This is a genomic window from Bradyrhizobium sp. 2TAF24 (genome assembly GCF_052115025.1).
Lineage (GTDB): Bacteria > Pseudomonadota > Alphaproteobacteria > Rhizobiales > Xanthobacteraceae > Bradyrhizobium_A.
Map to the genome: position 1 here is coordinate 15040 of NZ_JBFRFW010000016.1, position 16790 is coordinate 31829.

General features: G+C 65.1%; 13 protein-coding genes and 2 tRNA genes. 10 read left to right on the plus strand and 5 right to left on the minus strand.

The genetic code is table 11. The annotated features are described in order from the left end of the window. Positions 1-9: 9 nt before the first annotated feature. Together glnA and AB4Z37_RS23465 are read right to left on the minus strand one after the other, a co-directional pair. Positions 10-1419: a type I glutamate--ammonia ligase gene (gene glnA / locus AB4Z37_RS23460; RefSeq protein ID WP_441519162.1), complete on the minus strand. Its 1410-nt coding sequence runs from the start codon at positions 1417-1419 to the stop codon at positions 10-12. Between the two features lie 88 nt (positions 1420-1507). Further along, positions 1508-1846, minus strand: coding sequence for a P-II family nitrogen regulator (locus AB4Z37_RS23465; protein WP_027537227.1), 339 nt, complete (start codon positions 1844-1846; stop codon positions 1508-1510). A gap of 320 nt (positions 1847-2166) precedes the next feature. Here AB4Z37_RS23465 and AB4Z37_RS23470 point away from each other — a divergent pair, with 320 nt between their 5' ends. Further along, on the plus strand, positions 2167-3663 hold the full coding sequence (locus tag AB4Z37_RS23470; RefSeq protein WP_441519163.1) for an NAD(P)H-hydrate dehydratase: 1497 nt from the start codon (positions 2167-2169) through the stop codon (positions 3661-3663). An 8-nt stretch (positions 3664-3671) separates the two neighbouring features. Here the strand turns inward: AB4Z37_RS23470 and AB4Z37_RS23475 are convergent, their stop codons facing one another. Continuing rightward, positions 3672-4994: a multicopper oxidase family protein gene (locus AB4Z37_RS23475; protein WP_441519164.1), complete on the minus strand. Its 1323-nt coding sequence runs from the start codon at positions 4992-4994 to the stop codon at positions 3672-3674. 163 nt (positions 4995-5157) lie between these two features. Here AB4Z37_RS23475 and AB4Z37_RS23480 point away from each other — a divergent pair. The 9 genes from AB4Z37_RS23480 (at position 5158) to AB4Z37_RS23520 (ending at position 14832) form a co-directional block, all read left to right on the plus strand. Then, positions 5158-5242: transfer RNA gene (locus AB4Z37_RS23480), tRNA-Leu, on the plus strand. A gap of 156 nt (positions 5243-5398) precedes the next feature. Next, positions 5399-6757 carry a trigger factor gene (gene tig, locus AB4Z37_RS23485; RefSeq protein WP_441519165.1) on the plus strand — a complete coding sequence of 453 codons (1359 nt, stop codon included), beginning with the start codon at positions 5399-5401 and terminating at the stop codon, positions 6755-6757. Between the two features lie 296 nt (positions 6758-7053). Next, on the plus strand, positions 7054-7692 hold the full coding sequence (locus tag AB4Z37_RS23490; RefSeq protein WP_441519166.1) for an ATP-dependent Clp protease proteolytic subunit: 639 nt from the start codon (positions 7054-7056) through the stop codon (positions 7690-7692). 448 nt (positions 7693-8140) lie between these two features. Continuing rightward, positions 8141-9415: an ATP-dependent Clp protease ATP-binding subunit ClpX gene (gene clpX / locus AB4Z37_RS23495; protein WP_441519167.1), complete on the plus strand. Its 1275-nt coding sequence runs from the start codon at positions 8141-8143 to the stop codon at positions 9413-9415. Positions 9416-9767: 352 nt separating this feature from the next. After that, complete coding sequence (gene lon / locus AB4Z37_RS23500; protein WP_441519168.1) at positions 9768-12188, plus strand: endopeptidase La; 2421 nt, start codon at positions 9768-9770, stop codon at positions 12186-12188. 163 nt (positions 12189-12351) lie between these two features. After that, positions 12352-12428: transfer RNA gene (locus AB4Z37_RS23505), tRNA-Val, on the plus strand. Between the two features lie 98 nt (positions 12429-12526). Then, positions 12527-13273, plus strand: a complete 747-nt coding sequence (locus AB4Z37_RS23510) for an NAD-dependent epimerase/dehydratase family protein (RefSeq protein WP_441519169.1) — start codon at positions 12527-12529, stop codon at positions 13271-13273. Positions 13274-13407: 134 nt separating this feature from the next. Beyond that, positions 13408-14043, plus strand: a complete 636-nt coding sequence (locus AB4Z37_RS23515; RefSeq protein WP_441519286.1) for a class I SAM-dependent methyltransferase — start codon at positions 13408-13410, stop codon at positions 14041-14043. 114 nt (positions 14044-14157) lie between these two features. Continuing rightward, positions 14158-14832: a class I SAM-dependent methyltransferase gene (locus AB4Z37_RS23520; protein WP_441519170.1), complete on the plus strand. Its 675-nt coding sequence runs from the start codon at positions 14158-14160 to the stop codon at positions 14830-14832. A 57-nt stretch (positions 14833-14889) separates the two neighbouring features. On the opposite strand, the gene AB4Z37_RS23525 is transcribed toward AB4Z37_RS23520, so the two are convergent. Further along, a complete protein-coding gene (locus tag AB4Z37_RS23525) occupies positions 14890-15306 on the minus strand; it encodes a hypothetical protein (RefSeq protein ID WP_441519171.1) in 417 nt (138 codons plus the stop codon). Positions 15307-15478: 172 nt separating this feature from the next. Continuing rightward, a complete protein-coding gene (gene pepT, locus AB4Z37_RS23530; protein WP_441519172.1) occupies positions 15479-16744 on the minus strand; it encodes a peptidase T in 1266 nt (421 codons plus the stop codon). Positions 16745-16790: the final 46 nt, after the last annotated feature.

Consider the following 16790-nt stretch of genomic DNA (forward strand, 5'->3'; position numbering starts at 1 on the left):
CGACGACGCTTAGTTCGAGTAGTACATCTCGAACTCGACCGGATGCGGGGTCATCTCGAAGCGAGCGACCTCGGTCATCTTGAGCTCGATGTAGCTGTCGATGAAGTCGTCATCGAACACGCCGCCGGCCTTGAGGTAGGCGCGATCCTTGTCGAGGCTCTCCAGCGCTTCGCGCAGGCTGCCGCAAACCGTCGGGATCTCCTTGAGCTCTTCCTTCGGCAGGTCGTACAGATCCTTGTCCATGGCAGCGCCCGGATCGATCTTGTTCTTGATGCCGTCGAGGCCGGCCATCAGCATCGCGGCGAAGGCGAGATAGGGGTTCGCCATCGGATCCGGGAAGCGGACCTCGACGCGCTTGGCCTTCGGCGAGGTGGTGTAGGGGATGCGGCAGGACGCGGAGCGGTTGCGCGCCGAGTAGGCGAGCAGCACCGGCGCCTCATAGCCCGGGACCAGACGCTTGTAGGAGTTGGTCGACGGGTTGGTGAAGGCGTTCAGCGACTTGGCGTGCTTGATGATGCCGCCGATGTAGTGCAGGCAGGTCTCCGAGAGGTCGGCATACTTGTTGCCGGCGAACATCGGCTTGCCTTCCTTCCAGATCGACTGGTGCACGTGCATGCCCGAGCCGTTGTCGCCGTAGACCGGCTTCGGCATGAAGGTGGCGGTCTTGCCGTAGATGTGCGCGACCTGATGGATGCAGTACTTGTAGATCTGCATCTGGTCGGCCATCAGCGTCAGGGTATCGAACTTCATGCCGAGCTCGTGCTGGGCCGACGCCACCTCGTGGTGGTGCTTCTCGACCTTGACGCCCATCTTGGCCATGGCGCCGAGCATTTCCGAGCGCATGTCCTGCACGCTGTCCTGCGGCGGCACCGGGAAGTAGCCGGCCTTGGTGCGGATGCGGTGGCCGAGGTTGCCGCCCTCATACTCGGTGTCCGAGTTGGTCGGCAGTTCGACCTGGTCGAGCTTGAAGCCGGTGTTGTAGGGGTTCGCCGCGTAGCGCACGTCGTCGAACACGAAGAACTCGGCTTCCGGGCCGACGAACACGGTGTCGCCGATGCCGAGTGCCTTGACCTGGGCTTCCGCCTTCTTGGCGATGCCGCGCGGGTCGCGGTTGTAGGGCTCGCCGGTGGTCGGCTCGAGCACGTCGCAGGTCAGCACCAGGGTGGTTTCGGCGAAGAAGGGGTCGATCGACGCGGTCACCGGATCCGGCATCAGGCACATGTCGGACTCGTTGATCGCCTTCCAGCCCGCAATCGACGAGCCGTCGAACATGATGCCTTCAGCGAAGGTCTCTTCCTCGATCATGCTGACGTCGAAGGTGACGTGCTGCCACTTGCCGCGCGGATCGGTGAAACGGAAGTCGACGTACTTGACGTCGTTGTCCTTGATCGTCTTCAGGACGTCTTTGGCGGTCTTCATGAGTACCCCTTGTCTGTACGGGCCTTGGTCGTGATGAGACGGCCGCAGCGGGCGGCCGTGTGGTGGGAGGGAAGTCGAAATTGTCGGGTTAGATGGCGTCCAGGCCGGATTCTCCAGTTCTGATGCGAATGGCTTCTTCGATGTTGGAAACGAAAATCTTGCCGTCGCCGATCCGGCCAGTCTGTGCGGCACGGCGGATAGCATCAATTGCCTTCTCGACCAACTCGTCGGAGATGACAATTTCAATTTTCACCTTGGGCAGGAAATCGACGATGTATTCTGCGCCCCGGTACAGCTCCGCATGCCCTTTCTGGCGGCCGAAGCCCTTGGCCTCGGTGACCGTGATGCCCTGAAGTCCGACCTCCTGAAGCGCCTCTTTCACCTCGTCGAGCTTGAAGGGTTTGATGATCGCCTCGATTTTCTTCACTGAACGTCTCCCCGGCACTCCGAAGCTGCAGAGCGGGCCTGTGCTCTCGCTGTCGTCTGAGGCGCGCGTGCACGACAACGCGCCAATGGAGCCCTCCTGTAAGCAGGGTCTGTGCCAAGTTGGAAAGCGCTGAAAAACGAGAATAGTATCAGTGTATTAAGGCGAACGGGCGAGCCTTGGTTGAGGCGCTGATGGGATGGTTTGCACAAAAAGAGTGCTTATTGCCTATTTATTATTCAGTCGCGGCCATTTTTAACGGCCGGCTGGATTAAGTTTCAGCGGATTGCCTGAGGATGAGGCGGTTCGGGAAAGGAGAGATCATGGAATTGCTGACGCCGACCGAGATGGCGCGCGCCGATGCACTGACCATTGCTGCCGGAACCGACGGCTTCACTCTGATGCAGGCCGCCGGTCACGCGGTGGCGGAGGCGGCGATGCGGATTGCGCCGGAGGGGTCGGTCGTGGTGGTGGCCGGGCGCGGCAACAATGGCGGCGACGGTTTTGTCGCGGCGACCGAGCTTGCCGCGCGCGGGCGCGATGTCCGGGTGATCCTGCTGTGTCGCCGCGAGAGCCTGGCAGGTGATGCTGCGCGCGCCGCGGCGGCCTGGCCGGGGGCGGTGGAGTCCTGTGATCCGATGGCCATCGGCCGGCCCGCCCTGATCATCGATGCGCTGTTCGGGGCAGGGCTCGACCGACCGGTGAAGGGCGACCCGCTTGCCATGATCGGCGCGATGAACAGCAGCGGTGCGCCCATCCTTGCGGTGGACCTGCCGAGCGGCATCCATGGCGCGACCGGAGCGGTGATGGGGGCGGCGGTGCGTGCAACCGCGACCGTGACGTTCTTCCGCCGGAAGCCCGGCCATCTGCTGCTGCCGGGGCGGCTGCACTGTGGGCCGGTCGGCCTCGTCGACATCGGGATCTCGCCGTCGGTAATCGATGCGATCCGCCCAGTGACCTTCGAGAATGTGCCGGCGCTCTGGCAGGCCATGTTCCCGGTGCCCCGGATCGACGGCCACAAGTATGGGCGCGGGCATGCGGTGGTGGTGTCCGGCGGACTGGCCGCCACGGGCGCCGCCCGTCTCGCCGCCCGCGGGGCGCTGCGGGGCGGGGCCGGTCTGGTGACGGTGGCGTCCCCCCGCGAGGCGCTGCCGGTCCACGCGGCGGCGCTGACGGCGATCATGGTCCGCCCCAGCGATACGGCCACCGATCTAGCCGGCCTGCTGATCGATCAACGGCTCAATGCCTGTGTCGTCGGGCCGGGAGCTGGACTAGGGGCGCCGACCCGCGCTCTGGCCCTCGCGGCCATCGGCCCCGGACGCGGCGTCGTGCTCGATGCCGATGCGCTGACGAGCTTCGCCGAGGCTCCTGAAGTGCTGTTCGAGGCAATTCAGAAGCAACGTGATCCACAGGTTGTCCTCACCCCGCATGACGGTGAATTTTCAAAATTATTCAATGGTATAAAGTCAAATCAAAAAGTTAATTCGAAGCTTGATGATGCGCGGGCGGCGGCCGCCATGTCCGGAGCCGTGGTGGTGTTGAAGGGACCGGACACGGTGGTCGCCGGCCCGGATGGCTGCGCGGCGATCACGGCCAACGCGCCACCCTGGCTTGCAACCGCCGGGTCCGGCGATGTCCTGGCCGGCATCATCGCGGGCCTGTTGGCGCAGCGGGTTCCTGCCTTTGCAGCGGCGTGCATGGCGGTCTGGTTGCATGGCGAGGCGGGACGGGAGGCCGGGCCCGGCCTGATCGCGGAGGACCTGCCGGAGGCGCTCCCGGCGGTGCTGCGACGGATCTACGCGGTTCTCGGCGCGACCTGAGGGCCGCCTCAGTCCACCGCGTACCACTGCACGAGCCGCGGTGCGGACCAGTCCGTGCCGGCGGTCTCGAGCAGCCAGGCGCCGGGCGTTGCCGCGAAGGCGATGCGATGGGTCTGCTGCGCGTCCAGGATGAGGGTGTCGAGCCAAAACGGCTTCCAGCCGTCGTCGAGCCGGTCGAGCAGGCGGAATGGGCCTCCGTGGAGGCGGAACATCACCGCGCTTGAGGTGCGGTTGATCAGGGCCAGCACCACCACCCGGCCACGTTTTGTCCGGAATACGGGGGCGCGGGTCGCCGAGAAGCTCGCCGGCGATGCCCAGCCGGCCGCTTCCGTGCTTGTCCTGACGTCGAGCGGCAGGTCGACCCGTAGCGCATTCCGCAGATCAAGCTTCTCAGGTAACCCATTGGAAGGGAATGGTTCCGTGGCCAGCAAGGGGGCTGTGAGAGGCCGTGGCTTGTCGCCGTAGACCAGCCGGGCGAGCGGCCGGGGCGCCGTGCCATCGTGCAGCTGGATGGCAAAGATTCCGGAGGGTGCGCCGGTCATGTCCACAACGGCATCGATCCGCGTCCCCGGCGCCAGCACGACCTGGCTGTTGCGGGCGATGAACGGTTCGGCCGGCTGGCCGTCGATCGCCATCACCCGGACGTCGTGGTTGTCAATTTTGAGTGCGATTACAGCGCGCTGGCAGCCATTGATGATGCGAAACCGGAGCCGTTCGTTTTGTGCGACGGCAAGGTCGAGGCTGGGCCTGCCGTTGATCGTGAACAACACGGGCGTTGCGGCCGGGTCGCGGCCCGGCGCGGTGGCGGTGCCGTCGGCGGCCAGGCGCCAATCCTCGATCAGCAGCACCTGGTCGCGGTCGGCAGCGACGGGCACCGCTTCCCGGGCGATGAGTGGCCGGACCGGCAGCGCCCGGGCCCCTGCATCACCCAGCAGGCGGGTGTCGAGCAGCAGGGTGCCGGCCTGCCGGAGCGACAGGTTCAGCTTGGTGGTGGCGCCGGGGGCCGTCGGCGGACGGGCGAGCAGGGGTTCATGGGCTGCCGCGCCGAGCAGGCCGCGAATATCGGCGGCGACTGGAATCGGCAGGTCGTTGGTCAGCGCGAGCTCGAACTCGCCCTGGGGGAGAATCAGTGGCTCGATGCCGTCCACGAACGCCCACGTCGGGGACGGCGGCTGATTGTCGCGTAGCGGCCGTGTTCCAGGCTGCAGGCGCAGTGCCACCGTCCGGGTCTGAGTCCGCGTGGCGGGGAATCCGAAGCCGGCGGCCAGCGCCGTGCCGGCAAGGCCGGCAATCAGGGTGCGGCGGGAGAGGGGGAGGCTGCGGACCATCATGGGGCCATGCGGACCATGTTCCGCGGGCGCTGTCCAGCCGCGTGCCGCCCTCCGGGGTGTTCTCGCGGCGAGGGGCCGAAACGGCCATTTTTTTGCTGCGAAGGGATGCGCCCATGTTATAAGCCCGCCGCTCGCGGCATCGCCGCTGGACGTGATGCGCCTCGCGGGCGTGGCGGAATTGGTAGACGCGCTGGATTTAGGTTCCAGTGACGAAAGTTGTGGGGGTTCGAGTCCCTCCGCCCGCACCATCAGCGCCACGTTTTGCGGTCGAGATGTTTGGCGGACGAGACTTGGGTATCCCGGACATCCGTCCGAAGGAACGCCGATACAGGCCGATGCCGCGTATCGATATTTGATTGCAACGAACCGGTCGTCGACCGGCGTAAGGAAGAAGATTGACGCTCATGCAGGTGAAAGAGACTGTCGCCGACGGCCTGAAGCACGAATTCCAGGTGAGCCTTCCGGCCGCCGAAATCGATGCCAAGGTCGATGCCCGCCTTGCCGACATGAAGGACAAGGTCCGTATCAACGGCTTCCGCCCGGGCAAGGTGCCGGTCGCGCATCTCAAGAAGGTCTATGGTCGTTCGGTCGCGGCCGAGACGCTTGAGCAGATGATCCGCGACACCAACGCGCAGATCTTCAGCGAGCGCGGCTTCCGTCTCGCTACCGAGCCGAAGGTGACGATGCCGACCGAGGAGAAGGAAATCGAGGCGATCCTCGCCGGCGCATCCGATCTCAACTATTCGGTCGCGATCGAGGTCGTGCCCGCGATCCAGCTCGCCGACTTCAAGACCTTCAACATCGAGAAGCCGGTCGCCGACGTCAGCGACGCCGACGTCGACGAGGCGATCAAGCGCATCGCCGACCAGAACCGCCCGTATGAGGCCAAGGGCGACGGCGCCAAGGTCGAGACTGGTGACCGCGTCACCGTGTCGTTCAAGGGCACCATCGACGGAACGGCGTTCGACGGCGGCACCGCCGAGGACATCCAGGTGGTGATCGGCTCGGGCAGCTTCATTCCGGGCTTCGAGGAGCAGCTCGTGGGCATCGGCGAGGGCGAGACCCGCACGCTCAAGGTGTCGTTCCCGACCAACTATGCCGCGGCGAATCTCGCCGGCAAGGCAGCTGAGTTCGAGACCACCGCGACCAAGATCGAGGCCGCCAAGGACGCGGTGATCGACGACGAGTTCGCCAAGACGCTCGGCCTCGAATCGCTCGACAAGCTCAAGGAAATCATGCGCGAGCGCCTGACCCAGGAGTTCGCCGGTGCGACGCGCCAGCGCGTCAAGCGCATCCTGCTGGATCGCCTCGACGAGGCTCACCGCTTCGATCCGCCGCCGTCGCTGGTCGACGAAGAGTTCAACCTGATGTGGAACTCGATCAAGGCGGAGATGGAGTCGGGCGGCAAGACCTTCGCCGACGAGAACACCACCGAGGACGCGGCCAAGGAAGAGTACCGCAAGATCGCCGACCGCCGCGTGCGCCTCGGCCTCGTGCTCTCCGAGATCGGCGACAAGAACAAGATCACCGTGACCGACGACGAAGTCAGCCGTGCGGTGGTCGATCGCGCCCGCCAGATGCCGGGCCGCGAGAAGGAAGTGTGGGACTTCTATCGCAAGAACCCCAACGCGCTCGCCCAGCTCCGCGCGCCGATCTACGAGGACAAGGTCGTCGACTTCATCCTCGAGCTCGCCAACGTCACCGACAAGAAGGTGTCGCGCGAGGAGCTCTACAAGGACGACGACGAGAAGAGCGCGGCGTGATTTCGGGCCCGATCATGCGGTCGGGCTCCATTAAGCTTAACCTGAGAAACGGCGCGCGGACCCCGCGCGCCGCTTTGCTGCGTACCGCCGAATCGGCTTCAAGTAGGCCTGCCCGCGGGGGCCGGCCTGGCCGGAGCCCGGCGCGGCGCAACCGTTTCCCGGCGCGCGTCCGCGCCGATCTTGCCGCCGGACAACCGGCTCATATCTGTACCCCCTGCATCACGGGGCGTTCGCGCGACGCAAGGCCATGCCGGCCGGCGACGCCGCGGGTGCCTCGGCCAACCTCCAGGTGATTCATGCGCGATCCGGTAGAAACCTACATGAACCTCGTTCCGATGGTGGTCGAGCAGACCAACCGCGGTGAACGGGCGTACGATATCTTCTCGCGCCTCCTGAAAGAGCGCATCATTTTCCTCACCGGACCGGTCGAGGATGGCATGGCGTCGCTGATCGTCGCGCAGCTGCTGTTCCTCGAAGCCGAGAATCCGAAGAAGGAGATCTCGATGTACATCAACTCGCCGGGCGGCGTGGTGACGTCGGGTCTGGCGATCTACGACACCATGCAGTTCATCCGCCCGCCGGTGTCGACGCTGTGCACCGGCCAGGCCGCGTCGATGGGCTCGCTGCTGCTGACCGCGGGCGAGAAGGACATGCGTTTCGCGCTGCCGAACGCGCGCATCATGGTCCACCAGCCGTCCGGCGGCTTCCAGGGCCAGGCGACCGACATCATGCTGCATGCCCAGGAGATCCTGAGCCTCAAGAAGCGGCTCAACGAGATTTACGTCAAGCACACCGGCCAGCCCTACAAGGCGATTGAGGAAGCGCTCGAGCGCGACAAGTTCCTGACCTCCGACATGGCCAAGGAGTTCGGCCTGATCGACAAGGTGGTCGAGAAGCGCACCGACGAGCCGACCCCGGCGAAGCCTGCCGGCTGAGAGGTGGGGTAGGACGTCCGGCTGGCGGCCTGGCCGCCGGTCGGGTGTTGTTCGGCGTCGGGGCGGGCGCGCGCAGCGTTCCGGCGTGGCGCCGGGCGCATGCGATTCATTACTTGGCGCGAGTTCCGCTGGTGCGTCAGTGGCATTCGCGCAACGCGACGTGGAATTTGCCGGGGAATAAGACCACGGCTGCCGTGCAAATGTCCCAAATCACGGTAGTTTCACGTCGTCAGGGCTTCCATCCGATTAGCGAATTCTTGATAGTCGGCTGGCACCATGGCTCGATGGCGCATATCAGGTAGTATCCCCATGAGGGCGAGATATTCCCGATTCGTGCGACATCTGGATTGAAGGGCCTTTTCTGGTACGGTTTTTGCTCCTATCTAGGTAGACTTGAAGGTGTGCCAGGGCGGGGCGGTCCAGAAAAGATCGATAGACGGAGACAGGAATGAGCAAGGTCGGTACGAGCGATTCCAAGAACACCCTGTATTGCTCGTTCTGCGGAAAGAGCCAGCACGAAGTCCGCAAGCTGATCGCCGGTCCGACCGTCTTCATCTGCGATGAGTGCGTTGAACTCTGCATGGATATCATCCGTGAGGAGAACAAGTCCTCGCTGGTGAAGTCGCGCGACGGCATCCCGACGCCGAAGGAAATCTGCAAGGTTCTGGATGACTATGTCATCGGCCAGCAGCATGCCAAGAAGGTGCTCTCGGTCGCAGTGCACAATCACTACAAGCGGCTGAACCACCAGACCAAGCACACCGATGTCGAACTGGCGAAGTCGAACATCCTGCTGATCGGTCCGACCGGCTCGGGTAAGACGCTGCTGGCGCAGACGCTGGCGCGTATTCTCGACGTGCCCTTCACCATGGCGGACGCGACGACGCTGACCGAAGCCGGCTATGTCGGCGAGGACGTCGAGAACATCATCCTCAAGCTGCTGCAGGCGGCCGACTATAATGTCGAGCGCGCGCAGCGCGGCATCGTCTACATCGACGAAATCGACAAGATCTCGCGCAAGTCCGACAACCCCTCGATCACCCGCGATGTGTCGGGCGAGGGCGTGCAGCAGGCGCTGCTCAAGATCATGGAAGGCACGGTTGCCTCCGTGCCGCCGCAGGGCGGCCGCAAGCATCCGCAGCAGGAGTTCCTGCAGGTCGACACCACCAACATCCTGTTCATCTGCGGTGGTGCGTTCTCCGGCCTGGAGAAGATCATCTCCGCGCGCGGCCGTTCCACCTCGATCGGCTTCGCCGCCCAGGTGATGGCGCCGGAAGATCGCCGCACCGGCGAAATCTTCCGCGAGGTCGAACCTGAGGACCTGCTGAAGTACGGCCTCATTCCGGAGTTCGTCGGCCGTCTGCCGGTGGTCGCGACGCTGGAGGATCTCGACGAGGCCTCGCTGAAGAAGATCCTGCAGGAGCCAAAGAACGCACTGGTCAAACAGTACCAGCGGCTGTTCGAAATGGAGAATATCGAGCTCACCTTCGCCGACGAGGCGCTGGGCGCGATCGCGCGCAAGGCGATCGAACGCAAGACCGGCGCGCGCGGGTTGCGTTCGATCATGGAAGGCATCCTGCTCGAGACCATGTTCGAGCTGCCGGGCCTCGAGGGTGTCGAGGAGGTGGTGATTTCCCGCGACGTCGTGGAAGCGACCGCGCGGCCGCTCTACATCTACGCCGACCGCTCCGACCGGGCGGTGGAGACGAGCGCCAGCGCCTGAGCGCGACCCGGGCGCGGCCTGTGCCGCGTCTCATGCGCTGCAAGGTCCCTTAGTATGACGGTCCGCTAACCATGCGGGCCGTCTTTTTTTGTCGCATCCGGCACGACTTTTTGCTCTGCTGTCGCTGTGCGACGTTCACTTGACACCCCGGTCACCCGTAGCCACCTAATGGCAGTTGCGGCGTGAAAACGGGTTCAGATTCGCCGTATCGACGACCCCGGACAGGCAGGGGATCGCGCCGCGATCGATGGCTCAAGAGAGCCCTTGTTCTGTCCGGAACACTGGCACCCTGTGGTGGCTGCGCCGGCTTGGCGGGCTGCGTGCAGGGGGGCGAAACATAAGGATGACGGGCATGACTGCCTCAAAGTCTCGGCCAACAATTGCTTACGGCGAAGCGCATTCCTATCCGGTGCTGCCGCTTCGTGACATCGTGGTTTTCCCCCACATGATCGTGCCGCTGTTCGTCGGCCGCGAGAAGTCGATCCGCGCGCTCGAAGAGGTGATGAAGAACGATGCCCTGATCATGCTGGCGACGCAGAAGAACGCGTCGGACGATGATCCGAGCCCGGACTCGATCTACGAGATCGGAACGCTGGCGAGCGTGCTGCAGCTCTTGAAGTTGCCCGACGGCACCGTGAAGGTGCTGGTCGAGGGCCTCGAGCGTGCGCGCGTCTCCAAGTACACCGATCGCTCCGAATATTATGAGGCGACTGCGGAAGCGCTGGCCGACACCGACGCCAAGAGCGTCGAGGCGGTGGCGCTGGCACGCTCGGTGGTGTCCGACTTCGAGAGCTACGTGAAGCTCAACAAGAAGATCTCCGCCGAGGTGGTGGGGGTGGTGCAGCAGATCACCGACTTCGCCAAGCTCGCCGACACCGTCGCCTCGCATCTCGCGGTCAAGATCTCCGACCGCCAGAACATCCTCGAGACGCTGTCCGTGTCCCAGCGCCTGGAGAAGGTGCTCGGGCTGATGGAGAGCGAGATCTCGGTGCTGCAGGTCGAGAAGAAGATCCGTTCGCGCGTCAAGCGCCAGATGGAGAAGACCCAGCGCGAGTACTATCTCAACGAGCAGATGAAGGCGATCCAGAAGGAGCTCGGCGACGACGAAGGTCGCGACGAGCTGGCCGACCTGGAAGACAAGATCAAGAAGACCAAGCTCTCCAAGGAAGCGCGCGACAAGGCCCAGCACGAGCTCAAGAAGCTGCGCCAGATGTCGCCGATGTCCGCGGAAGCGACGGTCGTGCGCAACTATCTCGACTGGCTGCTGTCGATCCCGTGGGGCAAGAAGTCCAAGGTCAAGAAGGACCTCAATGCCGCGCAGGAAGTGCTCGATGCCGATCACTATGGCCTGGAGAAGGTCAAGGACCGCATCGTCGAGTATCTCGCGGTGCAGTCGCGCGCCAACAAGCTGACCGGTCCGATCCTGTGCCTCGTCGGCCCTCCGGGCGTCGGCAAGACCTCGCTCGGCAAGTCGATCGCCAAGGCGACCGGCCGCGAGTTCGTGCGCGTGTCGCTCGGCGGCGTGCGTGACGAGGCGGAGATCCGCGGTCATCGCCGGACCTATATCGGTTCGATGCCCGGCAAGATCATCCAGTCGATGCGCAAGGCCAAGAGCTCGAACCCGCTGTTCCTGCTCGACGAGATCGACAAGATGGGCGCCGACTTCCGCGGCGATCCGTCGTCGGCGCTGCTCGAGGTGCTCGACCCCGAGCAGAACTCGACCTTCAACGACCACTATCTCGAGGTCGACTACGATCTCTCCAACGTGATGTTCATCACGACCGCGAATACGCTGAATATTCCCGGGCCGCTGATGGACCGCATGGAGATCATCCGCATCGCGGGTTACACCGAGACCGAGAAGGTCGAGATCGCGCGCAAGCATCTGATCCCGAGCGCGGTCGCCAAGCACGGTCTGGACTCCAAGGAGTTCTCGATCGACGACGCGGCGCTGCTGCTGCTGATCCGGCGCTACACCCGCGAGGCGGGCGTGCGTAATCTCGAGCGCGAGCTGTCGACGCTGGCCCGCAAGGCGGTGAAGGAGCTGACGCTCACGAGCAAGAAGTCGGTGGTCGTCACCGAGAAGAACATCGAGGAATTCCTCGGTGTGCCGAAGTTCCGCTTCGGCGAGATCGAGAGCGACGACCAGGTCGGTGTGGTCACCGGTCTTGCATGGACCGATGTGGGCGGCGAGCTGCTCACCATCGAAAGCGTCATGATGCCCGGCAAGGGCCGCATGACGGTCACCGGCAACCTGCGCGACGTGATGAAGGAATCGATCTCGGCGGCGGCCTCTTATGTCCGCTCGCGCGCGATCACCTTCGGCATCGAGCCGCCGCTGTTCGACCGCCGCGACATCCACGTGCACGTGCCGGAAGGCGCGACGCCGAAGGATGGCCCGTCGGCCGGCGTGGCGATGGCCACCACCATCGTGTCGGTGCTGACCGGCATCCCGATCCGCCATGACATCGCCATGACCGGCGAGATCACGCTGCGGGGCCGGGTGCTGCCGATCGGCGGCCTCAAGGAGAAGCTCCTGGCGGCGGCGCGGGGCGGCATCAAGACGGTGCTGATCCCGGACGAGAACGCCAAGGATCTCACCGAGATCCCGGACTCCATCAAGAGCGGCCTGGAGATCATCCCGGTGTCGCGCATGGACGAGGTGATCAAGAACGCGCTGGTCCGCCAGCCGCAGCCGATCGAGTGGGAGGAGGACACCTCCCGCCCCCCGGCCGCGGACTCGGACGAGGCGCCGGGCCTGACGGCACACTGATCGCGTGATCCGAAGTCATGAACGAAACGGCGCCTTCGGGCGCCGTTTCTTTTTTTCGGGCTCGATGCGGCGGTTGCGGCAGGCGGTTTCAGCAGACCCTCCCGGTGCAAACGGGACGCTCCGGCTTGCGTTTGCCGGCCGGGCAGGGCAAAACACCGCCCATGGGCGGTTAGCTCAGCTGGTTAGAGCATCTCGTTTACACCGAGAGGGTCCGCGGTTCGAATCCGTGACCGCCCACCATCAAACTTCCGGACAAGTCTGTATTCTCGACCTGCGCGGCGATCCGGCCGGGATCGCGTGCTCTCGACTTGAGCGCCAGAAGATCGATCACGTCGACAGTGACTTCGCCGCTGGCGCGTGATGAAGTCGATCTCCAGGCCAGCATGGAGATCGCGATGGCGTTTCGTGTCTTGATGATCGGCGGCACAGGTCAGGTCGGATCTGCCGTGGTGCGCGCGCTCGCTGCCGAACCGTCCTGCGTCGAGGTCGTGATGGTCACGCGCAGGACGGTTGCTTCGACACTGGCGCCTCGTGTGCGTCAGGTGGAGCTCGACACAGCGGCATCGCGTTTTCCGGACGATGTCGCCGGGCTTGCACAAGCGCTGGTCGCGCAAGGCGATCCCGTCTATGGCGCAAGCTGCGTCGGTGTCGGCAAGGGCAGTGCGACATGGAGCGAGGAAGCACTGAAATCCCTCGAAATCGGTGTTGTCGGCGGCTTTGCCCGCGGCTGTCGCGCCGGCGGGATCTCGCGATTCGCGCTGCTCTCTGCGGCGGGAAGCTCCGCGACGAGCTGGTTTCGCTTTGCGCGCATCATGGGGTTGAAGGAAGAAGCCGTCCGGGACATCGGCTTCCAGCGTCTCGCGATCTTTCGGCCGGGTGTTATCGCAGGCAATGTTCACACTCCGGGCTATTTGGCGCGGCTGGGGCGCCTGCTGCCGGGACCGTTCGGCACGATCGAGCAGGACGATATCGGGCGCGCGTTTGCCGCTGAGTTGGCCGACAGCGCGGCGCCCGGCGGGGTCGTGTATCTGGAGAACGCAGCGATGAGGCAGGCTGCACGCCGCAAGCCCGGTCGTCACGTTTGAGCAGGATGCGCGCGCGAGCGCCGTGCGGTTGAAGATCCCGGGCGATCCGAACCGGCGCGCGTGTCGCATTGACAGCCCAGGCTCTGCGGCGCACGGCAGGTCGGCCGATGCCGATCCGGGGACCTGCTTTCGTCATGACCATTGCTAGCGATGCCCGCTTCTGGGACCGGGCTTCACGGAAGTATGCGAGCGGCCCGGTGGCCGATCAGGCCGGATACCAGCGCACGCTGGATCGCACCTGCACCTTGCTGCGACGCGGCGACAACATCCTGGAGCTCGGCTGCGGTACCGGAACGACGGCGCTTCTGCTGGCTGTTCATGTGCAGGCGTACCTTGCGACCGATATTTCCGCCGCGATGATCGCGATCGCCGACGACAAGCTTTTGGCGCATCCGACACCGGGTCTGGTGTTTCGCGTCGCGACCGCGCAAGCGCTCGCGCGCGACGCGGCGCCGTTCGATGCTGTGCTGGGCTTCAACTATCTTCACCTCGTCCGCGATCTGCCCGACACGTTGCGATGCATTCATGCGCTGCTTGCGCCGAACGGTCTGTTCATCACCAAGACGCCGTGCGTCGGCGACATGAACCGGCTGATCCGCCTGGTGCTGCCCATGATGCGCGCTGTCGGCAAGGCGCCCCATGCCGGTATTTTCGGCGCGGCGGAGCTGAGGCGGCATATCAGTGCCGCGGGCTTCGAAGTCGTCGTGACCGAGAACCACGCGACCAAGGGCGATGACAACCGCCCCTACATCGTCGCGCGCAAGACGTAGGGGATCGCCGCCGTAAACCCTGTTTGCCGCTTACGCGTAAACCCTGATACCGGGCCCAGTGTCGCTGCCTATAGTGCCGCGTCGGAGGGGATGCATCGACGCGAGGTCGGAACCATGGCGGCGGTATCCTATGATCGGCAGACCATCAATTCCCCGAACCCGCTGGCGCGCTTTGCCCATCGCAGCCGCCTGGTGCGATCGGTCGCGCTGGTGGAGCAGCATCTGCCACTGCACGGCACCGTGGTCGACTTCGGCGCCGGGACGGGGCTGCTGCTGAGTTCCCTCGGCGACCGGCGTCCGGACGCGGGGCTGTTCGCCATCGAGCCCTATATGCCGCCGGCCGGCGATGCGCGGCTGCACTATGTCCGGGAGTTCGCCGCTCTGCCGGCCAGGCCGGACGTCATCTCCGCCTTCGAGGTCTGCGAGCATCTCAGCGATGTGGAGATCTCGCGGTTCCTGTGGGAGGCGTGGGAGGCTCTGAATAGCGACGGCCGGCTGATCGTTTCAGTCCCGATCATGGTCGGTGGCGCCTTGCTGCTGAAGGAGCTCAACCGCGCCATCTTGTTCCGGCGTGGCTCGGATTACTCGCCGTCGGAACTGGTCGCCGGGACTCTCGGGCGCACGGTGCCGCGCCCGGCCGACCGCGGACCGACCCACAAGGGGTTCGACTTCCGCTGGCTGCGCGAGCGGCTGCGGCAGCGCTTCGTCGTGGAGGAACAGATCCTGTCACCGCTGCCGCTGCCGTGGTGGGCGAACTCGCAGATCTTCTTCGTGTGCAGGAAAGCTTGAGAACCTCGGATCATGGCCGCTGCCCGATTTGGCAGCGGCCGCCGGGGATGGTCGGTCTCAGCGCTGCTCGATGCGGACGCCACCTTGATAGTAGACGCCGGGGCGGCTCGGCGTGACGATGACCGCATCGGGACGGGGACCACCGCGTCCCGCACCAGGGCCTGGACCGCGGCCCCAATCACCGCGCCGATTCCAGTCTCCGCGACGATCCCAGTCGCCGCGCCGGTCCCAGTCACCACGGCGTCCCCAATCGCCACGCCGATCCCAGTCTCGGCGCTCGTCGTGACGATAGTAGCGGCGGCCGAAGTATTCGCGGTCGGAATGGTAGTCGCCGTCGCGATCGTACCAGCCGACCGCGATCGCACCGGCCGGGACAGCCGCGACCGCGCTCCCGATTTGCGCCTGGAAGGCATGCGCGGGCAGCGCGACCACGGTCAGCCCGAGCAAGGTTGCGGCGAGGGTGAATGCTTTCACGGAAATCTCCATCACTGACGCGAGTCACAGGTCGCGTGCGCTCAATCAAGCCATGATCGATGGCGGCATTGAGTCCGAACGATTGCACCAGCCTGCGGCGAAAGCACGCAAGCGCCGCCCGCGCGCCGGCGGCGTTGACGTCGCAATGCCCGGGGGAACCCGCCCGCTGCCGTCAGGCGTTCTCTTCCCAGATCATCGCAAGGTGCACGATGGTCTGCGCCGCCTTCTCCATGTCCTGCACGCTCACCCACTCCAGCCGCGAGTGGAACGCGTGTTCGCCGGCGAAGATGTTGGGGCAGGGCAGCCCCATGAACGACAGCCGCGAGCCGTCGGTGCCGCCGCGGATGCTGGTCCGCACCGGCGTCAGGCCGGCCCGGCGGATCGCCTCGACGGCATGGGCGGTGATCTGCGGATGACGGTCCAGCACCTCCTTCATGTTGCGGTACTGCTCCCTGATCTCGATCCGGTAGGACGAGCGCGGGAAGTCGCGCATCACGTCCTTCACGATGCGCTCCAGCAGCGCTTCCTTGTCGTGCAGCCCTGCCGTGGAGAAGTCGCGCACGATCAGGCTGAGTTCGGCGCTGTCGAGGCCGCCGGACAGGCGCGTGACATGCAGGAAGCCGTCGCGCCCCTCGGTGGTCTCCGGCGAGCAGGTGTCCTTCGGCAGGCCCTCGACGATGCGTGCCGCGATCTTGATGGCGTGCTCCATCTGGCCCTTGGCGAAGCCTGGATGGGCGCTGAGGCCCTGGATGAACACCGTGGCGGAGTCCGCCGAGAACGTTTCGTCCTCGAGGTGGCCGGCGCTTTCGCCGTCGATGGTGTAGGCGAATTCGGCGCCGAGCTTCTTCAGGTCCACCTTGTCGACGCCGCGGCCGATCTCCTCGTCCGGCGTGAACAGGATCTTGATGACGCCGTGCGGGACCTGCGGGTTGGCGATCAGGAAGCGCGCCGCCTCCATGATCTCGGCGACGCCGGCCTTGTTGTCGGCGCCGAGCAGGGTCGTGCCGTCGGTGGTGATGATATCGTTGCCGATCTGGGTGGCGAGCGCCGGATGGGCGGCGGCGCGGATCACCTGCGACGGGTCGGCCGGCAGCACGATGTCGCCGCCCTGGTAGTTGCGCACGATCTGCGGCTTGACGTCCTTGCCCGTGCAGTCGGGCGAGGTGTCCATGTGCGAGCAGAAGYAGATCACCGGCACCTGCTTGGCCGAGGTCGGCGGAATGGTGGCGTAGACGTAGCCGTGATCGTCGAGATGGGTGTCAGACAGGCCCATCTCCCTCAGCTCCTGCGCGAGCAGGCGCCCGAGGTTCTTCTGCTTGTCGGTGGAAGGACAGGTGGGGGAGTCCGGATCGGACTGCGTGTCGATGGCGACGTAGCGCAGGAAGCGCTCGGTGATCGACGGGGCGAAGGCAAAGGGAAGAATGAAGGGAGGAGTCACGAGAGGGCAACCGCCGCAGCGGCTGAGGGTCATTCCGGGACCGTCG